Here is a 20055-nt window from a genome sequence, read left to right as displayed (position 1 = left end):
GACTTTGGTTTAGGGCCGGCAGGCCCGTCAGGCGCCGGAAGCCTTCGAGGGACCGAGCGTGTCCGCGATGCGCACGAGCTGCGCCAGGGATGCGGTGCCCATCTTGCGCATGATCTGCCCGCGGTGGACCTTGACAGTGGCCTCGCTGATGCCCAGCTCGGCGGCGATCTGCTTGTTCACGCGCCCGGCGCTCACCAGCGCCATGACTTCGCGCTCGCGCTGGGTCAGCGTGGCGAAGCGCTGCCGGAGTTCCGCGACCAGCGCCTTCTCGCGGCGTTGCGCGCGGTGCCGCTCGATCGCGGCGTCGATCGCGTCGAGAAGCTCCTGGTCACGGAAGGGCTTGCTGAGGAATTCGACCGCGCCGGCCTTCATGGCGCGCACGGTCATCGGTATGTCGCCGTGGCCGGTGATGAAGATCACCGGCAGGTCGACACCGGCGCGCGGAAGCTCTTCCTGGAAGCTCAAGCCGCTTGCGCCGGGCAGCCGCACGTCGAGCACCAGGCAGCCGGGCGCGTCGGGGCGCTGCGCCTGCATGAAGTCCTGCGTCGAGGCGAAGAGCCGCACGTCCATGCCGACCGAGGCGAGGAGGTCCTGCAGCGCCTCGCGCATGGCCAGGTCGTCATCGACCACGAAGACGACGGGCCGCTCGGTCGCCACTACGGCTCCCGTTGGCCCGCCGGCAGCGAAAACCGGAACACGGCGCCGTGCGGCTGGTTGGGTGCACTCCAGAGCTGGCCGCCGTGGGCTTCGATGATCGACCGGCTGATCGAAAGGCCCATGCCGATGCCCTGCGCCTTGGAGGTGTGGAAGGGCTCGAACAGCTTGTCCCCGATCGCCGCCGAGATGCCGGGGCCCGAGTCGCGCACCTCGACGCACACACCGCCCTCCGCTTCGCTCGTGCCGATGGCCAACTCCCGCGGGCGATCGCCCGGACCGCTCATGGCCTCGATGGCATTGACGATGAGGTTCATGACCACCTGCTGGAGCTGCACCCGATCGCCCCACACGGGCGGCAGGCCATCGGCAAGCGTCGTTTCGAGCGCAATGTCGTTGCGGCGGATCTGGTCGCGCGTGAACGCAATCACGTCGAGGATGACCTGGTTGACGTCGACCCGATCCCGCCGCGGCGGCTGGCGCATGACGAGGGCGCGGATGCGGTCGATGACGTCGCTCGCGCGCTTGCCGTCCCTGGCGATGCGTTCCAGCGAGCGCTGTGCCTTGTCGAGCTCCGGCGGCCGGGCCGCGAGCCAGCGCGCGCAGGACCCGGCGCTTGCGACCATCGCCCCGAGCGGCTGGTTGACCTCGTGCGCGATCGAGGCCGCGAGCACGCCGAGCGTGGTCACGCGGTTGACCCGCGCAAGCGCCGCCTGCGCCTCGCGCAGGGCTTCCGAGGCGAGGACGTGGTGCGTGAGATCGCGCGTGATCACGAGCGCCGCCTCGAGCCGCTCCGACCCGAGCCGCAGCGGCGAATACGACACCGAGAGGTAAAGACGCCCCTGTTCGGTCGTGAACCATTCTGCGAACGTGAACTGCTCCCCGGCGAAACAGCGTTCGAGACTCGGCTTCACGGTGCGCTCGAAGAAGTCGGTCCCGAAGATGTCGGCCACATGCATGCCGACGATCTTCTCGGCCGGTACCCTCCAAGTCCGCGCGTAGACCGCATTGGCCCTTTGATAGCGGTAATCCCGGCCGATCACGGCCACGCCATCGGAGGCGCTCTCGAAGACCTGGCGCGTCAGGTACTCGGCCCGCTTGCGTTCGGTGATGTCCATGATGCTCACCAGCGTGCTGCCGAACTTGGCCGCCCGCGGCGGGAAGGCCATCGTGAAGACGACGGACAGGGTGTCGCCCTTCAAGGTTCCGAGCACCGCCTCGGCCGCGAAGGAAGGCCGGCCCTCCGCGAAAGCGCACAGCTCTTCCGCGAACACCTGCATGTTCTCCGGCAGGAGCACCTTGCGCATCGACCCCAGGAGCTCTTCCTTGCTCTGCGCGCCGAACATCTCGAGGGTCGCGTCGTTCACGTCGAGCACCTTCACCAGGGCCATGGCCCGCCGGATGAACTCGGGATGCGTCGCAAGGTGCCCGCGCAAGTCACCCACGCCCTGCGCCTTGAGTTCGTCGATGGCCGCCTGGACGGCGGAGAAGTCCTCTTCCCAGATCGAGACGCCCGCGCCCTGGAAGATGTGCCGGTATCGGCTTTCGCTTTCGCGCAGCTCCTCGTCCGCGCGCTTGCGATCCTCGATGTCGGTCAGGATTCCATACCACTTCAGGATCGTTCCACCTTCGCCGCGCATCGGCTCGGAACGGCTCAGGAACCAGCGGTACTCGCCGTCCGCGCGGCGAACGCGCGCTTCCTGCTCAAAGGGCTCGCCGGTCGCCATGTGATGCGCCCGCAGCTGCACGTAGCCGGGCAGGTCTTCGGGATGGATGGCATCCAGCCAGTTCGCCTCGGTCAGCGAGAGGCCGGTGTACTCGCTCCCACGCCGGTTGACGAGCACACCGGAGCCGTCGGCATTGGTGACGAAGGCGATCGCCGGCATCGTGTCGAGCACCTCCCGAAGCTCCTTCTCGCTGCGGCGCAGCGCATCTGCGGCGCGCCTGTGCTCGGTGATATCGCGGCCGACGCCGCGGTAGCCCAGGAAGCGCCCCGCCTCGTCGAACATCGGCAGTCCGGATACCGCCACGTGCCGTATGCCGCCGTCGGGCGTGGCCCGGGCGAGTTCGAAGTCGCGGAACGGAACATGGGCATCGAGCATGGCGCGGTGGCGGCGCCAGGCCTCCTCGTCCGGCTCCAGATAGGGCACCTCCCATCGCGTCTTGCCGATCTCCGAGCCGGGGGCGGGCGCTCGGTCGAACTTCGCGGAATATTCCTGCCGCGTGAAGCGATGCTGGGCGTCGCTCTCCCAATACACGTCGAAAGAGAACTGCACGAGCGTTCGGAAGCGCTCCTCGCTCTCGCGCAAGGCCTCCTCGGCGTGCTTGCGCTCGGTGATGTCCTCGCACGCCACGAGCAGCACCGGCCCGCCCCGGAGCATCACCGCATTCGCCGACTCCCGGACCCACAGCAACGTGCCGTCCCTGCGGACCTTGCGGGCCTGCCAGCGCATCACGTGACCCGGCCGCTGGAAAGCCTCATCGGCGTTTCCCTGGACGAATGCACGATCGGCTTCGTAGAACAGGTTCAGCACCGGCTGGCCGATCAGCTGGTTCACGCGCCAACCCAGCTGCTCGGCGCCGACCGGATTCACCGACAGGATGGCGCCGCCCTCGTCGATGATGAAGTACATCGTGGGATTCGCTTCGAAGGCGGCCCGCCATTGCTCCTCGAGATCCTGCCGGGCCTCCTCGGCACGCTTGCGCTCCGTGATATCGGTATTGGTCGCGAGGATCGCCACGGGTTTGCCGTGCTCGTCACGCTGCAAGGCCAGGCGGCTCGCCACGACCACCGGCGTTCCGTTGCGCCTGTAATGCACCAGCTCGCCTTCCCAGCGGCCGATGCTCAGCACCTGCGACACGATCTGCTCGAACGGGACGGCGGAGAGGGTCTTGAGCAGCTCGGGCGCGGACTGGCCGAGCGCCTCTTCGGCGGTCCAGCCATACATCTCCTCGGCGCCACGGTTCCAGTACGTGATCGCAGCGTCCATGTTGCGCACGATCATGGCGTCGTGCGTGAGATTCAGCAGGTCGGCATGCTCGCGCGGCAAAGCTGCTGCCTGCCGCTCGAAAGGCTGATGCGCAGCGCGCGACAGCGTTTCGTCGTCTTTACATTTCGTCACGAGCGACTCCGATCGGCGTCGCGGCACGTGAGCCGCAGCATCTCGCGTGGCCGGTGGTAAGCCGGCTCCTCCTTGGATAGTGGCGAGGGCTATTTTGAACGCCCTCGCGTCCGCTGTCACTGGCGAAGCACGGACGGCGTCGACCAGGTCGGTTTTGCGTGCCGCGCGCCGGGCAGTGACGACCTCGCCACCAGGGACCTCGGCGTTCAAGCCGCAAAGCCGTCCTTCAACGACGCCCTGAGCCATGCCACGAACACCGTCACCGCCCGCGGCACGTGGCTGGCGTACGGGCGCACGGCATAGAGCTGTCCGGCAAAGGCGCCCACCGGGGTCCACTGCGGCAGCACCTGCACCAGCCTGCCCGCCTGCAGCGCGGCCTGGGCGCTGAAGTCGGGCACCAGCGCGATGCCCAGCCCGGCCAGCGCCGCGTCGCGCAGGGCCTCGCTGTTGTTGGCGGCGAAGGGGCCGGCGACCGGAATCGTCACGCACTCGGGCGCGCGGCGCCCGTGCGAGGACTCCAGCGTCCAGGCCGGCGTGTCCGCCCGCGGGTAGTGCAGGCAGTCGTGCTCCGACAGCGCCTGCGGCGTCTGCGGCGCGGGGCGGCGGCGCAGGTAGGCCCGGCTTGCGACGAGCACCGAGCGCGTGGCGCACAGCTGCCAGGCCACATGCGTGTCGGGCACCGAGGCCGCGTGCCGGATCGCGAGGTCGAAGCCTTCCACCGCCAGTGCGCTGAGCCGGTCGGAGAGGTCCAGTGCCAGCCGCACCTCCGGGTTGGCACGCAGGAAATCCGCGACCCGCGGCACCAGCTGCTGGCGCGCGAAGGCCACCGGCGCCGTCACGCGCAGCAGCCCGCGCGGCACGCCGGCCAGGTCGCGCACGCCCGCGAAGCTGTGGGCGATCTGCTCGAAGGGCGCGCGGGTGTCGTCCACCAGACGCTGCCCGGCATCCGTCAGGCGCACGCTGCGGGTGGTGCGGCGCACCAGCGGCACGCCCGCGGCGCGCTCCAGCTCGGCGATGCGCTGGCTCATCGCGGCCTTGCTCACCTTCAGCCGGGCCGCGGCCGCCGTATAGCTGCCCTGCTGCGCCAGGACTGTCAGCCAATGGAGATGGGTCCAGAGCAGCTCGATATTTTTGCCGTTCATGGGGTGGATTGTTCACGATTGCGAACAATCAGTTCAAGCCTGCCGCCTTGGCAACAGGCCTCGCCCTTCCTAGACTCGCGGAACTCCCAGCCCCCCACAGGACCCGCCATGACCAAGCAGCCCTCCGTCCCGACCCCCATCACGCATTTCATCGGCGGCCAGCGCGCCGGCGGCGCGTCCGCGCGCGCGCAGGACGTCTTCAATCCCGCCACCGGTGCCGTCACCGGCCGCGTATCGCTGGCCGCCCGCGCCGACGTGGAGGGCGCCGTCGCTGCCGCCCGCGCCGCCTTCCCGGCCTGGGCCGACACGCCGCCGATCCGGCGTGCGCGGGTGATGTTCAAGTTCCTGCAGCTCCTCAACGAGCACAAGGACGAGCTGGCCCATCTCATCACGGCCGAGCATGGCAAGGTCTTCACCGACGCGCAGGGCGAGGTCTCGCGCGGCATCGACATCGTCGAGTTCGCCTGCGGCATCCCGCAGTTGCTCAAGGGCGACTACACCGACCAGGTTTCCACCGGCATCGACAACTGGACCCTGCGCCAGCCGCTGGGCGTGGTGGCGGGCATCACGCCCTTCAACTTTCCGGTGATGGTGCCGATGTGGATGTTCCCGGTGGCAATCGCGGCGGGCAACGCCTTCATCCTCAAGCCCAGCCCGATCGACCCCAGCCCTTCGCTGCGCATCGCCGAGCTGCTGAAGGAAGCGGGCCTGCCCGACGGCGTGTTCAACGTGGTCCAGGGCGACAAGCAGGCGGTCGACGCGCTGCTGGAGCATCCCGACGTGAAGGCGATCAGCTTCGTCGGCTCCACCCCGATCGCCAACTCCATCTACGAGACCGGCGCGCGCCACGGCAAGCGGGTGCAGGCGCTGGGCGGGGCCAAGAACCACATGGTGGTGATGCCCGATGCCGACCTGGAGCAGGCGGTCGACGCGCTGATCGGCGCGGGCTACGGATCGGCCGGCGAGCGCTGCATGGCGATCAGCGTGGCGGTGCTGGTGGGCGACGTGGCCGACAAGCTGGTGCCGATGCTGGCCGAGCGCGCCCGCACGCTGAAGGTGCTCGACGGCAAGAACCTCGACGCCGAGATGGGCCCGATCGTCACACGTGCCGCGCACGAGCGCATCACCGGCTACATCGCGCAGGGCGAGAAGGAAGGCGCCAAGCTGGTTCATGACGGCCGCAAGTTCGACGGCAAGCAGGCCGGCGAGGGATGCGCCAACGGCTTCTGGATGGGCGGCACGCTCTTCGATCACGTCACGCCCGGGATGCGCATCTACAAGGAAGAGATCTTCGGCCCGGTACTCTCGTGCGTGCGCGTGCACGACCTCAAGGAGGCGGTGGACCTCGTCAACGCCCATGAGTTCGGCAACGGCGTGGCCTGCTTCACGCGCGATGGCAATGTGGCGCGCGAGTTCTCGCGGCGCATCGAGGTCGGCATGGTGGGCATCAACGTGCCGATCCCGGTGCCGATGGCCTGGCACGGCTTCGGCGGCTGGAAGCGCTCGCTGTTCGGCGACATGCACGCCTACGGCGAGGAAGGCGTGCGCTTCTACACGCGGCAGAAGTCGATCATGCAGCGCTGGCCGGAGAGCATCGGCAAGGGCGCCGAGTTCGTGATGCCGACGGCAAAGTAAGCCTGGCACCACCCTAAAAAGCGGCGGCCACCCGGCCGCCGTTTTGCCGTTCGGGCTTCAGGCCCTGAAGCCGATCACGTCCTGCCGCTGCTCGCCCAGCCCCTCGATGCCCAGCGTCATCACGTCGCCCTTCTTCAGGTACAGCGGCGGCTTCATGCCCAGCCCCACGCCGGGCGGAGTGCCGGTGGTGATCACGTCGCCGGGCATCAGCGTCATGAACTGGCTAAGGTAGCTCACGATCTTGGCGATGTTGAAGATCATGGTCCTGGTGCTGCCGGTCTGCATGCGCTTGCCGTTCAGGTCCAGCCACATCGACAGCTTCTGCGGGTTGGGCACTTCGTCGCGCGTCACCAGCCAGGGGCCGATGGGGCCGAAGGTGTCGCAGCCCTTGCCCTTGTCCCAGGTGCCGCCGCGCTCGATCTGGAATTCGCGCTCGCTCACGTCGTTGATCACGCAGTAGCCGGCCACGAAATCGAGCGCGCTCTTCTGCGAGACATAGCGCGCGGTCGCGCCGATCACCACGCCCAGCTCCACCTCCCAGTCGCTCTTGACCGAACCCTTGGGCAGCATGACCGGGTCGTTCGGGCCCTGGATGCAGCTGGTGGCCTTCATGAAGACCACCGGCTCGGCCGGGATCGGCAGGCCCGACTCGGCCGCGTGATCGGCGTAGTTGAGGCCAATCGCGATGAACTTGCCCACGCCCGCCACCGGGCAGCCGTAGCGCGGCTTGCCCCTGACCAGCGGCAGCTTGTCGGTCTTCTGCTTGCGCAGCCTGGCGAGAGCGGCGTCGCCGAGCTGCTCGGGGCCGATGTCCTTGACGACCGCGCTCAGGTCCCGCAGCTGGCCGTTGTCGTCGATGAGGCCGGGCTTTTCCTTGCCGGGGTTGCCATAGCGAACGAGTTTCATGAAGTCCTTTCTTTGTTAGTAGGTCGAGCGGCCGCCGGACAGGTCGAACACGGCACCCGTGGAAAAAGAGCAATCTTCGGTGCAAAGCCAGCCTGCCAGCGCGGCGACCTCCTCCACCGTGCCGAACCGGCCCATCGGGATCTTCGAAAGCATGAAGGCAATGTGCTCCGGCGTCATCTGCTCGAAGATCGCCGTCTTTACCGCCGCCGGCGTCACGCAATTGACGCGCACGCCCGTGTCGGCCAGCTCCTTGCCCAGCGACTTGGTCAGCGCGATCACCGCCGCCTTGCTCGCGCTGTAGGCGCTGGCATTGGGATTGCCGTCCTTGCCGGCGACCGAGGCGATGTTGACGATGCGCCCGTAGCCCTGCCGGCGCATCGGCGGCACCACCTCGCGGCAGCAGAGGAAGACGCCGTTGAGGTTGACGTCCATCACCTCGCGCCAGGCATCGGCCGGGTAGTCCCACAGCTTGGCGTTGGGCCCGGTGATGCCGGCACTGTTGACCAGCGCATCGATACGACCGGCCTGCGCCAGCGTGGCCGCCACGGCCTGGGCCACCGAGGACTGCTGCGCCACGTCGACCCTCAGCGCGAAGGCCCTGGGGCCCAGCGCCCAGGCCGCCTTCTCGGCGGCTTCGGCATCGCGGTCCCACAGCGTGACGCTGCCGCCCGATTCGATCAGCCGCTGCGCGATGCCGCGGCCCAGCCCCGTGGCGCCACCGGTCACGACCGCATGCCGCTCCCGGAAGTCGAGCTGGTTCATATGGTGATGCCGCCGTCGGCCGCATAGGCCTGGCCGGTGACGAACTGCGACTCGTCGCTCGCGAGGAACACCACCAGCGGCGCGATCTCCTCGGCCTGCGCGAGCCGTCCCATGGGCTGGCGCGCGATGAAGGCCTTGCGCGCCTCGAGCGGATCGGCGTTGGCGTTGATGCGCTCGGCCAGCGAGGGCGTGTCCACCGTGCCCGGGCACACCGCATTGCATCGGATGCCCTGGCCCACGTAGTCGGCCGCGACGCTCTTCGTCAGCCCCAGCACCGCGGCCTTGGTGGTGCCGTAGACGCAGCGGTTGGGCAGGCCCTTGATGCTGGAGCACACGCTGGCCATGTTGATGATGCTGCCGCGCCCCGCGGCCAGCATGCCCGGCAGCACGGCCTGGATGGTCCACAACTGCGCGCGCACGTTGAGGCGGAAGGCGAAGTCCAGGTCATCGTCGCTGGCCTGCAGCGCGGCGCCGTTGTGGACCACGCCCGCGCAGTTGAAGAGGATGTCGAGCGCGGGCAAGGTCTTCGCGAACGCGTCGATCGCCGCCTTGTCGAGCACGTCGAGCTTCGCGGCGGTGACGTTGGCGACGCCGGCGAAGCGCGCCAGCAGCGTCTCGTTGACGTCGGTCGCCCAGACCTGCGCGCCCTCGGCGGCGAGTGCGAGCGCGCTGGCGTGGCCGATGCCTTGCCCGGCCGCGGTGACGAGCGCGGTCTTGCCCTGGAGTCTCATGGGATGTCCTTCTCGCTGATGGATGGCTCGGCGATGCGGCGTTCAGGGTTAGGCCCGATGGCTGCATCGCCCGGAGCCTCGTATTCTGAATTGGCCTGACCACCTGGCCAATCCAGGACAACCCCTAAGTGCCGCTCCAGACCCTCGAACCCCGGCGTCTCTACCGCCAGATCGCCGACCAGCTCAGCACCTTGATTGCCAAGGGCGAGTTCGCGGCAGGCGCGCGCCTGCCGGCCGAGCGCGACCTGGCCCAGCAGCTGGGCGTGAGCCGGCCCTCCGTGCGCGAGGCGCTGATCGCCCTCGAGGTCGAGGGCTGGGTCGAGGTGCGCACCGGCTCCGGGGTCTATGTGCTCGACCGCTCGCAGCACGCCGCAGCGCCGGTGGCCAGCACCGAGTGGGGCCCGCTGGAGCTGATTCGCGCACGCCGCGTGGTCGAGGGCGAGACCGCGGCCATCGCCGCCGCCACCGCCAGGCGCAAGGACATCGAGGCGATGACGCACGCGATCGCGATCATGCGCGAGCTCGCCGACCGCCACGTGATGCCGCTGGACGGCGACCGCGCCTTCCACCTGGCGATCGTCGAGTGCTGCGGCAACGTCGTGCTGTCCGAGACGGTGCAGGGCTTCTGGGATTCGCGCCGCGGTCCGATCTTCACCCGCCTGGGCGGCTACTTCGAAAGCGTGAAGTCCTGGCGCTGCGCCATTGCCGAGCACGAAGCAATCCGCGATGCCATCGCCGCGGGCGATGCCGAGGGCGCGCGGGCGGCGATGCACGCGCACATGGACAGGTCGCACCAGCGCTTCAGTGCCAGCTGGCGGCGCGCCAACCTTCCGACGCAAGCACCCATGGAGGCCAGGCGATGAGGACTTCAGCGCCCTTCCCCCGGCCGGCAAGACCCTGTCCCCGTCCGTGATTCGCCTGCCCACAATACTTCCCTGATGACCCTGCCAGGACCCTCTCGATGAACCCTTTCATTCGCCTCCACCCCGCCGACGACGTCGTCATCGCACGCGGCCAGCTCATCGGCGGCACGCAGATCGAAGGCGTGGCCACGCGCGGCCTGATCCCGCCCGGCCACAAGGTCGCCGTGCGCGCCATCGCCCAGGGCGAGCCGGTGCGCCGCTACAACCAGATCATCGGCTTCGCGAGCCGCCCGATCGCGCCCGGCGAGCATGTGCACACGCACAACCTCGACATGGGCCCCGACAAGGGCCACTTCGACCGCGACTACGCCTTTGGCGCGGACGTCAAGGCGCCCCCGCCACGCCGCGAGGCCACCTTCATGGGCATCCGGCGTGCCGACGGCCGCGTGGCCACGCGCAACTACATCGGGGTGCTGACCAGCGTGAACTGCTCCGCCACCGCGGCACGCGCGATCGCCGACCACTTCTCGCGCCAGACCCATCCGCAGGCGCTCGCGCCCTACCCGATGGTCGACGGCGTGGTCGCGCTCACGCACGGCACCGGCTGCGGCATGGACACCGGCGGCATGGGCATGCAGCTGCTGGAACGCACCCTCACCGGCTACGCCACGCATCCCAACTTCGCGGCCGTGCTGGTGGTGGGCCTGGGCTGCGAGGCCAACCAGATCAACGCCTGGCTCGCCACCGGCAACCTGCGCGAGGGCGAGAACCTGCGCGTCTTCAACATCCAGGACACCGGCGGCACCCGCAAGACGGTGGAGAAGGGAGTGGCCCTCATCAACGAGATGCTGCCGCGCGCCAATGCGGTGAAGCGCGAACCCTGCAGCGCGGCGCACATCACCATCGGGCTGCAGTGCGGCGGCTCCGACGGCTACTCGGGCATCAGCGCCAATCCGGCGCTGGGTGCGGCGGTGGACCTGCTGGTGGCGCACGGCGGCACCGCCATCCTCTCGGAGACGCCCGAGATCTACGGCGCCGAGCATCTGCTCACCCGCCGCGCGGTGAAGCGCGAGGTGGGCGAGAAGCTGGTCGAGCGCATCCGCTGGTGGGAGCACTACACCGCCATCAACGAGGGCGAGATGAACAACAACCCCTCGCCCGGCAACAAGGCCGGCGGGCTCACCACCATCCTCGAGAAGAGCCTGGGCGCGGTGGCCAAGGGCGGCACCAGCAACCTCGAGGCCGTGTACGAATACGCCGAGCCCGTGCGCGCGCACGGCTTCGTCTACATGGACACGCCGGGCTACGACCCGGTCAGCGCCACCGGCCAGGTCGCCGGCGGCGCCAACATGATCTGCTTCACCACCGGCCGCGGTTCGGCCTACGGCTGCGCGCCCTCCCCCTCGCTCAAGCTCGCGACCAACTCGGCGCTGTGGCAGCGGCAGGAAGAGGACATGGACATCAACTGCGGCGAGATCGTCGAGGGCAGCGCATCGATCCAGGAGATGGGGCAGCGCATCTTCGAGCTGGTGCTGAAGACCGCGTCGGGCGAGCCGAGCAAGAGCGAGAAGCACGGCTACGGGCAGAACGAATTCGTGCCGTGGCAGGTGGGGGCGGTGATGTGAGAAGAGCGATTTGCCGGACGCGAATTCGAAGCCTTTGAAAGAATCATGCCCCGAACACTTTCCCCCTCCACCCTTCGCGCGCAGGTCGCGGCCATCATCGCCGGCACCGGCAGCACCCCGAGCGAGGCCGAGCAGGTGGCCGCGAACCTCGTGCTCGCCAACCTCAGCGGCCATGACTCGCACGGCGTGGGCATGGTGCCGCGCTATGTCGATGCGGCGGCCGAGGGCGGGCTCAAGCCCAACGCATCCGTCAGGATCAACCTCGACAGCGGGACCATGCTCGCCCTCGACGGCCAGCGCGGCTACGGCCAGATCGTCGGCGTGCAGGCCATGGCGCTCGCGATCGAACGCGCGAAGCAACACGGCAGCTGCGTGCTGTCCCTCGCCAACGCCCACCACCTGGGCCGCATCGGCCACTTCGCCGAGATGGCCACGGCGCAAGGCCTGGTCTCGATGCACTTCGTCAACGTGCTCTCGCGGCCGGTGGTCGCGCCCTGGGGCGGGGGCGACGGGCGCTTCGGCACCAATCCGTGCTGCATCGGCATCCCGATCGCGGGGACTGATCCCTTCATCCTCGACTACGCCACCAGCCGCGTGGCCCAGGGAAAGATGCGCGTGGCCCACAACAAGGGCGAGCGCGTGCCGCCCGGCACCCTGATCGACGAGCACGGCGCGCCCACCGACGACCCCGGCGTGGTCGTGGTGCCGCAAAGCAATGGCCTCTTCGGTGCGCTGATGACCTTCGGCGAGCACAAGGGCTACGGCATGGCGGTGGCCTGCGAACTGCTGGGCGGGGCGCTGACCGGCGGCGGCACCTGGCACCGTCCGGCCGACACCGCGCGCACGGTGCTCAACGGGATGCTGGCCATCGTGATCGACCCGGGCAAGCTCGGCACGCAAGCGAGTTTCGAGCAGGAGGCGCAGGCCTTCGTCGACTGGCTGCGCCGGAGTCCGCCGGGCCAGGGCTTCGACGGCGTGCAGATCGCCGGCGAACCCGAGCGCAAGGCACGAGCGGCGCGCGAGCGCGACGGCATCTGGATCGACGACGCGACCTGGGACGAGATCGTGGCGGCGGGCGCCAAGGTCGGCGTGACGATCGGCTGACCGGCCGCGCGCTTACAGCGCCGCCATGAATTCGTCCAGGCTCAATGGCTTGAGCAAGTGGTGGTCGAAGCCGGCCGCCGCGATACGTTCGCGGTAGCCCTGCTGCCCCCATCCCGTCAGCGCGATCAGCTTCAACTCCTTGCCCCGGGGCTGGGCGCGCAGCTGGCGCGCGAGTTCGCAGCCGTCCATGCCCGGCATGCCGATGTCGAGCACGGCGATGTCGATGTCGTGCTCCCGCGCCAGCTCGAGCGCCTCTTCGCCGCCATAGGCCACCAGCGCCGTCGCACCCATGGACCCCAGCAGCTCGGCCAGGCTGTCGGCCGCGTCGCGGTTGTCGTCGACGACCAGGATCGTGCCCTCGATCGAAGGCCCCCATCCGTCCTGCGACATCGGCGTCTGCCGCACGGAGAGGGTCGAGTTCTTCATCAGGGGCAGGCGCACCGTGAAGGTCGCGCCGCGGCCGAGGCCCTCGCTCGCGGCCTCGACGCTGCCGCCCTGCAACTCCACCAGGCTCTTCACCAGCGTCAGGCCGATGCCAAGCCCGCCCTGCGCATCGCGGGCCGTGCCGCTCACCTGCACGAACATCTCGAAGATCGCCTTCAGCATGTCCGGTTCGAGCCCGGTGCCGGTGTCGCTCACCGACACCACGGCCTGCCGACCTTCCTGCCGCGCGGTCACCGTCACCCGGCCGCCCGCGGGGGTGTACTTGGCCGCGTTGTTCATGAGGTTCGAGAACACCTGCGTCAGGCGCACCGCATCGCCGCGCACCACCAGCGGATCGCCCGCCACCTCGACCGTCAGCGAATGCCCGGCCCGATCGAACAGCGGCCGGCTCAGCTCGACCGCGTCGTCGATCACCGCATCGAGCAGCACCGGGCCCAGGTGCAGCTCGATCTTGCCGCGCGTGATGCGCGAGACCTCCATCAGGTCGTTCACCAGGCGCACCATGTGCTCCACCTGCCGGGTCATGAGCTCGTAGTACTTCGCGGCCTCCTCCGGCACCGGCCTCTTGCGCTGCAGCAGCGACAGCGCGGTGCCCAAGGGCGCCAGCGGATTGCGCAGCTCGTGGGCCAGCGTGGCGAGGAATTCGGTCTTGCGCTGGTCGGCGTCGCGCAGGCCTTCCAGCAGGTTGCGCAGCTCGTACTGCCGGCGCCGCGCCCGCAGCGCGGTGCGCACGGCGCTCACCAGCGCGGCCACGCGCATCGGCCGCTCGATCACCGTGACGTTGGCGAACTCGTCCATGGCATTGGCGACGGCGCGCGAATCCGCCCCCTGGCGCGCCAGCACCAGCACCGGCACGTCGGACCAGGGCGGCTGCGCGGCCAGCGCGCCGGTGAGCTCGACCAGCGCCGGGCCGACGAGCACCTCCTCGGCCAGCATGATGGCGCCCGCGCCGCGCAACAGCGCCTGCACCAGCGCGCCCACGTTGTCGCACACATGGGGAATGAAATGCGCGCGCTCCAGTACGGCGCTTGCCATCGCGGCGTCCCTGGAGGTCGCCATCCGCAGCAGGATGCGCTCGTCGAGCTCGGGCGAAACGGGGCTCACGATGGCGCGCGCACCCCGTCGATCGGGACGGGCACTCCCGTGAGAATGCCCCTGAAGTTGCGCAGCGGCGCGCCGACGTGGATGCCCTTCGCATCGAGCGAGAACGAGCGGATCGCCCGCTCGTGCGCGCCGCCGCGTTTCTTGAGCACGGAGATCGCCTGCTTCACCTCGCCCTCGTCCTCGAAGTAGCGCAGCAGCACCACCGAGTCGGCGAGGTAGCTCGCATCGACCGGCGTCTGCATGTTCATGCCGATCAGGCCGTGCTGGGCACCGATCAGCATGGTGGCGACGCCGTTCTGCCCGAGGTAGGTGAGCAGCTCGTGCAGCTGGACGATCAGGAAGCGCTCGTCCGGCATGGCATTGAGGTAGCCGTTGAGGCTGTCGATCACCACCACCGAGGCGCCGTGCACCTCGACGGCCGTGCGGATCTCGTGGATGAACTCGCCCGGCGACAGCTCCGCGGGGTCGATCTGGCGCACGCGGATGTTTCCGGACTCGACATAGCGCGCCAGGTCCATGCCCAGTCCCTCGCAGCGCGTGCGCAGCGTATTGACGCTCTCGTCGAAGATGAAGAGGGCCGCGCACTGCCCGTTGCGCGCCGCGGTGATCGCGAACTGCGTTGCCAGGCTCGATTTCCCCGTGCCCGGCGCGCCCACGAACAGTGTGCTGGTGCCCTTCTCGATGCCGCCACCCAGCAGGTCGTCGAGCGCCTTCAGCCCGCTGGGGATGCGCGACTGCGTCAGCGGCTGCGCGTGTTCCGCAGCCACCAGCCGCGGAAACACCTGCAACCCGCCGCGCGTGATCTTGTAGTCGTGGTAGCCGCCGCGGAACTCCTTGCCCCGGTACTTGGTGACCACCAGCCGGCGGCGCGATGCGCCGTAGTCGGGCGTGATCTGCTCGAGCCTGATCACCGCGTGCGCGATGCTCTGCAGCTGCAGGTCCTGCTCGGTGGACGTCAGGTCGTCGAGCAGCATCACCGTGCACTGGCGGCCGGTGAAGAACTGCTTGAGCGCCAGGATCTGCCGGCGGTAGCGCAACGAGCCCCCGGCCAGCAGGCGCAACTCGGACAGCGAGTCGAACACCACCCGGGTGGGCTTGATCCTGTCGACCTCGGCCAGGATGCGCAGCGTGGTCTCGCCGAGCTCCACCTCGGAGGGATGGAACATCGTGTACTGGTCGTCCGGTTCCAGCGCGTCCTTGGCGGGCACCATCTCGCGCACCTGGATGCCTTTCAGGTCCCAGCCATGCGAGTCCGCCACGCCCTGCAGCTCGACCGCCGTCTCGGAGAGGGTGACATAGAGCACTGCTTCGCCTTGCGCCACGCCCTCGCGCAGGAACTGGATCGCCACCGTGGTCTTGCCCGCGCCGGGCGCGCCCTCCAGCAGGTAGAGCCGTTCGGCCGTGAGGCCGCCGCCCAGCACATCGTCGAGCCCGGGCACGCCCACCTTCAGCACCCCGGGTTCCTGCTGCTTGTTGCCGCCCGCGGGCGGGTTGCTTGCCTTCATTTCGGCTCCCGAAAAGCGTTCTGATGAATGAACGAGGAGTCGCTGAATGTAAGCCCTGGCGAAAGCGCTCGTTGTAGGGGGTCATCCCCATCCTTCTGTCCGCCTGCGGCTGTCGCGCCGGTGTTTTCTCGTCCTGCCGGGGGATGACACACGGGCCGCCAGGGCGTCCAATCGGCCCTGGCGGTCAACGATTTGGCCGCGAGGGAGCGTGTTCATGAATGCATCTCTTTCCGCGCCTGCACTCGCCCTGAGCTGCGCGCTGCTCGCGGCCTGCAACGCGCAGCCGGGCATCCTCTACACCACCGAAGGCGCCAGGTTCGACGTGATGAGCCTCACCGACGCCCAGGGCGACTGCGAGGGCCTCGCCCGCGTGGCCTACCTCACCTGGTGGGGCCTCGAAACCTTGAAGGGCTGCTGGATGCGCGAGCGCGGCGAGATCGTCGCCCGCTTCCCGGGCATGGACGACAAGCGGGTGCCCATCGGCGAGTTCCAGCGCACCGAGTTGGCGGAGTACCGCGGCGACACGTTGAATTGAGGCGCGCGCGGCCCGCGCGGCGGGCCGTTTGCCAGGGGCGGTGCTTTCGGACATTCGTGCTCGTCGTGCGCCTTACGGTCGGCGCGCTGCCGGCCAAACATGCTGTCACTCGGGTAAAGCGGGTCTTCATCCTGGCGACGGCGGCGGCCAACCTGGAGGGGGTGGCCCGCTCGCTTGGATGGCGCGGCGGCACCGGGCGGCGAGGGTCATACAGGCCGCTGCCAAGTCTCCAAGCTCAGCCATCAGGAAACCGAGGCTCTCCATGGAGTCGGCGCCGATGGTGCCGTCTTCGATGGGGACGGCGGAGTGGGCCAGGAGGTGGCCTATGGCGCCTAGCCCTTGGTGGATCGTGGATATCGTGGTCTCTGCGTCTTCGGCAACGTCCGCGAGAAGGACGCTGCTGCATACGCGCAAATCGACTTCGCCGGTGTTGTCCGTCAGCTGAAGGCGCTGAAGTTGTGCGAGCAACTCGCGCATGGGCCTTGGCGATGACGCCCGGACTGTCATGGTTCGAGACTCCTGGCACAGGCGAGCTGCGCTCCAGCTCTTGACCCGGCCCGGACGTCCATCCGCTGCTTCTTGCATCTGGTGCTCACATCAACTCCCTTCAAAGAGGTCACAAGGGCGATCCTCGAACACGTACTATAGTCTCTGGCGTACCATAGTACGTCCACGCAAACTGCGCGGATGCAGAGTTCCCGCGTCAAGCCCCCTACGCAGAAGGACTTGCGCCGTGCGTTTGCCACTGCGATCGAGGAGCGCCGGTCGGAGTTGTCGGTCAGCCAGGAGAAGCTGGCTGAGGCAGCAGATTTGAGCCTGAGCTACGTGAGCCTGTTGGAACGAGGTCAGCGGAATCTCACCGTGTTTAGCGCAGCGAAGCTGGCGGCTGCGCTTGGTATCCAGACATCGCAGCTTGTGATGCGGGCAGAGGCAAAGCTAAAGAAGTGAGGGCCACGCCGAGTCGTTGCCACGGGCGCGGCAGTTCTTCATAGCCATGCTGAGGTATCCAACGGGTCAGGTTCAAAGCGCACGCCATCCGTCTTGAGTCGAGAACGAGCCAAGGAGGGTGAAGGCCATGCAAAGAGTCGCTGTCATCGGGGCCGGTCCGGGCGGGCTGGTCGCCGCGCGCTACCTGCAATCGGAAGGCTTCGCGCCCGTGCTGTTCGAGCAGGCGGCGTCGGCCGGCGGCCAGTGGAGCGGAGACGCGCGTTGCAGCGGCGTCTGGCCCTCCATGCGCACGAACACCAGCCGCGTGCTCACGCAGTTCAGCGATCTGCCGCATGCGCCGGGCCTGGCGACCTACCCTTCGAATCGCGAGATCGGCGACTACCTGCTGCGCTATGCCGCCCGCTTCGACCTGGGCGCGCGGACGAAGCTGCGGACCACCGTGCGCGAGATCGCGGCCGTGCCCGGCGGGTGGGCAGTTCGGCATGGGAACCAGGAAGAAGTCTTCGAGAAGGTGGTGGTCGCGACTGGCCGCTTCCAGCATGCATGCATCCCCGAGGTGCCGGGCCTGGCGTCGTTCTCCGGCAACGCCGGCGTGGCGCATACCTTCGCGTACAAGGACCCGGAGCGCTACCGCGGCAAGCGCGTGCTGGTGGCGGGCTGCGCCATCAGCGCGCTCGAGATCGCCAGCGACCTCTGCATGCTCGGCGCGGCACGCGTCGTCGTTTGCCACCGGCGGCAGCGCTACGTGCTGCCGAAGTTGATGGCGGGCGTCCCGTCGGACCACCGCGCATTCACGCGCTACCAGGCCCTGGCCGAGGAGTCGCTGCCCCGCGACGAGTTCGGCGCGATGCTGAAGCAACTGGTGCTGGACGCGGTGGGCAGTCCCGAACAATACGGCGCGCCGAAGCCCGCCGACAACATCCTCGACGCAGGCCTGACGCTCAGCCAGCACTACCTGCCGCTGGTCGCCGAGGGTCGCATCGAGGTGCGCCCATGGCTCGATCGTGTTGCCGACACGCAGGTCCGGTTCGTCGACGGGCGGGTGGAAGACTTCGACGGCATTCTCTTCGGCACGGGCTTCGAATTGAGCCTGCCCTTTCTGAGCGAGCCGATCCGCCGCACGCTCAACCTGGGTGCGCAGCGCATCGAGCTCTACAAGCACACCTTCCATCCCGAACTGCCGGGGCTGGCCTTCGTGGGGCTGTGGGATCAGTCCGGGCCGATGTTTCCGCCCCTGGAAAATCAGGCGCGGTGGCTCGCCTATGTGTGGAGCGGCGCCGTCGCATCCCCGAGGCCCGAAGCGATGCAGCTCGGTCTTGCCGAGTGCCGCGCCGGCGGAGCCGTGCCGCCGAAGACCAAGATGAACCTGATGGCGCTGCTGTTCGCGCGCGCTGCGGGCGTCGAGCCCGAGCCCGCGCGCTGGCCCGAGCTTCAGCGTGCGCTGCTCTTCGGGCCGCTTGCGCCCATTTCATTTCGCCTGCAAGGCCGCGACGCACTGCCGGACGCAGCCAGCCGGTTCGCGGGCGAGGCGATGGCCTTTGGTTGCATGACCTCGCCGCAGTTCGACGCGTCCGAGCTGGAGAAGCTTCGCCGATTGGCGCACGTGGCGCCGTCGCCGGACATCGCGGCGTGGGCGGCTTCGTCAGAGGCACCGGTGCAGCGGTCGGCTGATCGCGCAGCCACAATGGCCCGATGACGCTCGACTCGAAAATCCGCCGGCGCCTCTGGCAGGCGGCTGCTGTGCTGCCATTCGCACCGCCGCTGCCACGCAGCGTGTGGGCCGTGCAAGCATCGCCTCGCGCACGGGTTCGGCCCGGCGACCCGGATTGGCCATCGAGCGCGCAGTGGCAGCAGTTGAACGATCAGGTCAGCGGGCGCCTGATCGCGGTGCGGTCGCCGCTCGTCGACTGTCGCGCCACGCCGGCCAGCGCCGAATGCGCGCAACTTTTCAAGGCGATCAAGAACCCTTACTTCATCGGCGACGAGGTGGCATTGACGCAGACCTTGGGCTGGGTCGACGCCTGGACGTCATCGCCGAGTGTCTATGCAGTCGCGGCGCGCAACACGAGCGACGTGGTGGCAGCCGTCGACTTCGCGCGCAAACACCGGCTGCGCCTCGTCGTCAAGGGCGGCGGTCACAGCTATCAGGGCACGTCGAACGCGCCGGATTCACTGCTGATCTGGACGCGGCGCATGAACGCGGTCGCGCTGCACGAGGCCTTCGTCGCGCAGGGCTGCGCGGCGTCTTCCGCGCCGCAGCGTGCCGTGACGGTCGAAGCGGGGGCCATGTGGTCTCAGGTGTACGACGCGGTGACGACCAAGGCGGGTGGCTACGTGCAGGGCGGTGGCTGCATGACGGTCGGCGTGGCGGGCCTGATCCAGAGCGGCGGTTTCGGCAGCTTTTCGAAACGCTACGGTCTTGCATCGGGCAGCCTGCTCGAAGCCGAAGTGGTCACCGCGGATGGCCAGGTGCGCATCGCCAATGCCTGTACCAACGCGGAGCTGTTCTGGAGCCTCAAAGGCGGAGGCGGTGGCAGCTTCGGTGTCGTGACCAGGGTCACGCTGCGCGTGCACGCATTGCCCGAGAATTTCGGCGCGGTGAACCTGACGATCAAGGCCCATTCGCCCACCGCGTTCCGCCGACTGATCGCGAGGGTCCTGGCGTTCTATGGCGAGGCGTTGATGAACCCCCATTGGGGCGAGCAAATCCGATTCCGCGCGGACAACACGGTCGCCGTGTCGATGGTCTTTCAAGGCCTCGAGCGCAGCGAGGCGCGGGCCGTGTGGCAGCCGTTTCTCGATGCGCTGGCGGCCGCGTCGGAGGATTTCAGCGTCGACGCCGGGATGTTCGCCTTCGTATCGGTTTTCAGCGCAGGAGTTCTGGTCGCCGACGCTCGTCAAGCGCACGCTCGGCTTTATCCGCAGCGATGACCGACCGGGCGCACCGAAGACGAACGTATTCTGGCCCGGCGATC

Annotated in this window: 16 protein-coding genes; 8 read left to right on the top strand and 8 right to left on the bottom strand. The window is 68.7% G+C overall.

Annotated features, from left to right (window positions below):
• Window positions 1-27 precede the first annotated feature (27 nt).
• From J2739_RS08865 to J2739_RS08855, 3 genes are all read right to left on the bottom strand, one after another.
• Window positions 28-657 (bottom strand): response regulator transcription factor, encoded by a 630-nt coding sequence (locus J2739_RS08865; RefSeq protein ID WP_309900614.1) that lies wholly within the window; start codon window positions 655-657, stop codon window positions 28-30.
• Window positions 657-3776: a PAS domain-containing sensor histidine kinase gene (locus J2739_RS08860; protein ID WP_309900612.1), complete on the bottom strand. Its 3120-nt coding sequence runs from the start codon at window positions 3774-3776 to the stop codon at window positions 657-659. Before J2739_RS08860 ends, J2739_RS08865 begins: the two co-directional genes overlap by 1 nt.
• Window positions 3777-3982: 206 nt before the next feature.
• Window positions 3983-4918 carry a LysR family transcriptional regulator gene (locus tag J2739_RS08855; protein ID WP_309900609.1) on the bottom strand — a complete coding sequence of 312 codons (936 nt, stop codon included), beginning with the start codon at window positions 4916-4918 and terminating at the stop codon, window positions 3983-3985.
• A 108-nt stretch (window positions 4919-5026) separates the two neighbouring features.
• Here J2739_RS08855 and J2739_RS08850 point away from each other — a divergent pair, with 108 nt between their 5' ends.
• A complete protein-coding gene (locus J2739_RS08850; protein ID WP_309900607.1) occupies window positions 5027-6553 on the top strand; it encodes a CoA-acylating methylmalonate-semialdehyde dehydrogenase in 1527 nt (508 codons plus the stop codon).
• A 57-nt stretch (window positions 6554-6610) separates the two neighbouring features.
• Here J2739_RS08850 and J2739_RS08845 read toward each other — a convergent pair whose 3' ends face one another.
• Genes J2739_RS08845 through J2739_RS08835 form a run of 3 tightly spaced genes read right to left on the bottom strand, consistent with a single transcriptional unit; the run spans window position 6611 to window position 8952 of the window.
• The gene (locus J2739_RS08845) at window positions 6611-7459 is read right to left on the bottom strand and encodes a fumarylacetoacetate hydrolase family protein (protein ID WP_309900606.1); all 849 of its coding nucleotides are present in this window, start codon (window positions 7457-7459) and stop codon (window positions 6611-6613) included.
• 15 nt (window positions 7460-7474) lie between these two features.
• Window positions 7475-8221: an SDR family NAD(P)-dependent oxidoreductase gene (locus J2739_RS08840; RefSeq protein WP_309900603.1), complete on the bottom strand. Its 747-nt coding sequence runs from the start codon at window positions 8219-8221 to the stop codon at window positions 7475-7477.
• Window positions 8218-8952 carry an SDR family oxidoreductase gene (locus J2739_RS08835; RefSeq protein ID WP_309900601.1) on the bottom strand — a complete coding sequence of 245 codons (735 nt, stop codon included), beginning with the start codon at window positions 8950-8952 and terminating at the stop codon, window positions 8218-8220. Before J2739_RS08835 ends, J2739_RS08840 begins: the two co-directional genes overlap by 4 nt.
• A gap of 128 nt (window positions 8953-9080) precedes the next feature.
• Between J2739_RS08835 and J2739_RS08830 the strand changes: the two genes are divergently transcribed.
• The 3 genes from J2739_RS08830 to J2739_RS08820 all read left to right on the top strand — a co-directional run bounded on the left by J2739_RS08830 (window position 9081) and on the right by J2739_RS08820 (window position 12544).
• Window positions 9081-9815, top strand: coding sequence for a FadR/GntR family transcriptional regulator (locus tag J2739_RS08830; protein ID WP_309900599.1), 735 nt, complete (start codon window positions 9081-9083; stop codon window positions 9813-9815).
• 98 nt (window positions 9816-9913) lie between these two features.
• The gene (locus J2739_RS08825; protein WP_309900596.1) at window positions 9914-11440 is read left to right on the top strand and encodes a UxaA family hydrolase; all 1527 of its coding nucleotides are present in this window, start codon (window positions 9914-9916) and stop codon (window positions 11438-11440) included.
• 45 nt (window positions 11441-11485) lie between these two features.
• Window positions 11486-12544, top strand: a complete 1059-nt coding sequence (locus J2739_RS08820; protein ID WP_309900595.1) for a malate/lactate/ureidoglycolate dehydrogenase — start codon at window positions 11486-11488, stop codon at window positions 12542-12544.
• A gap of 12 nt (window positions 12545-12556) precedes the next feature.
• Here J2739_RS08820 and J2739_RS08815 read toward each other — a convergent pair whose 3' ends face one another.
• Together J2739_RS08815 and J2739_RS08810 are read right to left on the bottom strand one after the other, a co-directional pair.
• The gene (locus tag J2739_RS08815; RefSeq protein WP_309900593.1) at window positions 12557-14092 is read right to left on the bottom strand and encodes a hybrid sensor histidine kinase/response regulator; all 1536 of its coding nucleotides are present in this window, start codon (window positions 14090-14092) and stop codon (window positions 12557-12559) included.
• Window positions 14089-15597, bottom strand: a complete 1509-nt coding sequence (locus tag J2739_RS08810) for a DUF7125 family protein (protein WP_309900591.1) — start codon at window positions 15595-15597, stop codon at window positions 14089-14091. Before J2739_RS08810 ends, J2739_RS08815 begins: the two co-directional genes overlap by 4 nt.
• Window positions 15598-15811: 214 nt before the next feature.
• Here J2739_RS08810 and J2739_RS08805 point away from each other — a divergent pair, with 214 nt between their 5' ends.
• The 4 genes from J2739_RS08805 (at window position 15812) to J2739_RS08790 (ending at window position 20011) form a co-directional block, all read left to right on the top strand.
• Complete coding sequence (locus J2739_RS08805) at window positions 15812-16132, top strand: hypothetical protein (RefSeq protein WP_309900589.1); 321 nt, start codon at window positions 15812-15814, stop codon at window positions 16130-16132.
• A gap of 687 nt (window positions 16133-16819) precedes the next feature.
• Entirely contained in the window at window positions 16820-17080 is a 261-nt protein-coding gene (locus J2739_RS08800) for a helix-turn-helix domain-containing protein (RefSeq protein WP_309900587.1), read from the top strand.
• 127 nt (window positions 17081-17207) lie between these two features.
• Entirely contained in the window at window positions 17208-18776 is a 1569-nt protein-coding gene (locus J2739_RS08795; protein WP_309900585.1) for a flavin-containing monooxygenase, read from the top strand.
• A complete protein-coding gene (locus tag J2739_RS08790) occupies window positions 18773-20011 on the top strand; it encodes an FAD-binding oxidoreductase (RefSeq protein WP_309900583.1) in 1239 nt (412 codons plus the stop codon). Before J2739_RS08795 ends, J2739_RS08790 begins: the two co-directional genes overlap by 4 nt.
• Window positions 20012-20055: the final 44 nt, after the last annotated feature.

This window comes from Variovorax soli (assembly GCF_031454625.1).
Taxonomy (GTDB): domain Bacteria; phylum Pseudomonadota; class Gammaproteobacteria; order Burkholderiales; family Burkholderiaceae_C; genus Variovorax; species Variovorax soli_A.
The sequence above is the reverse complement of the archived record's forward strand: the minus strand, read 5'-3'. Positions and strand labels throughout refer to the sequence as shown.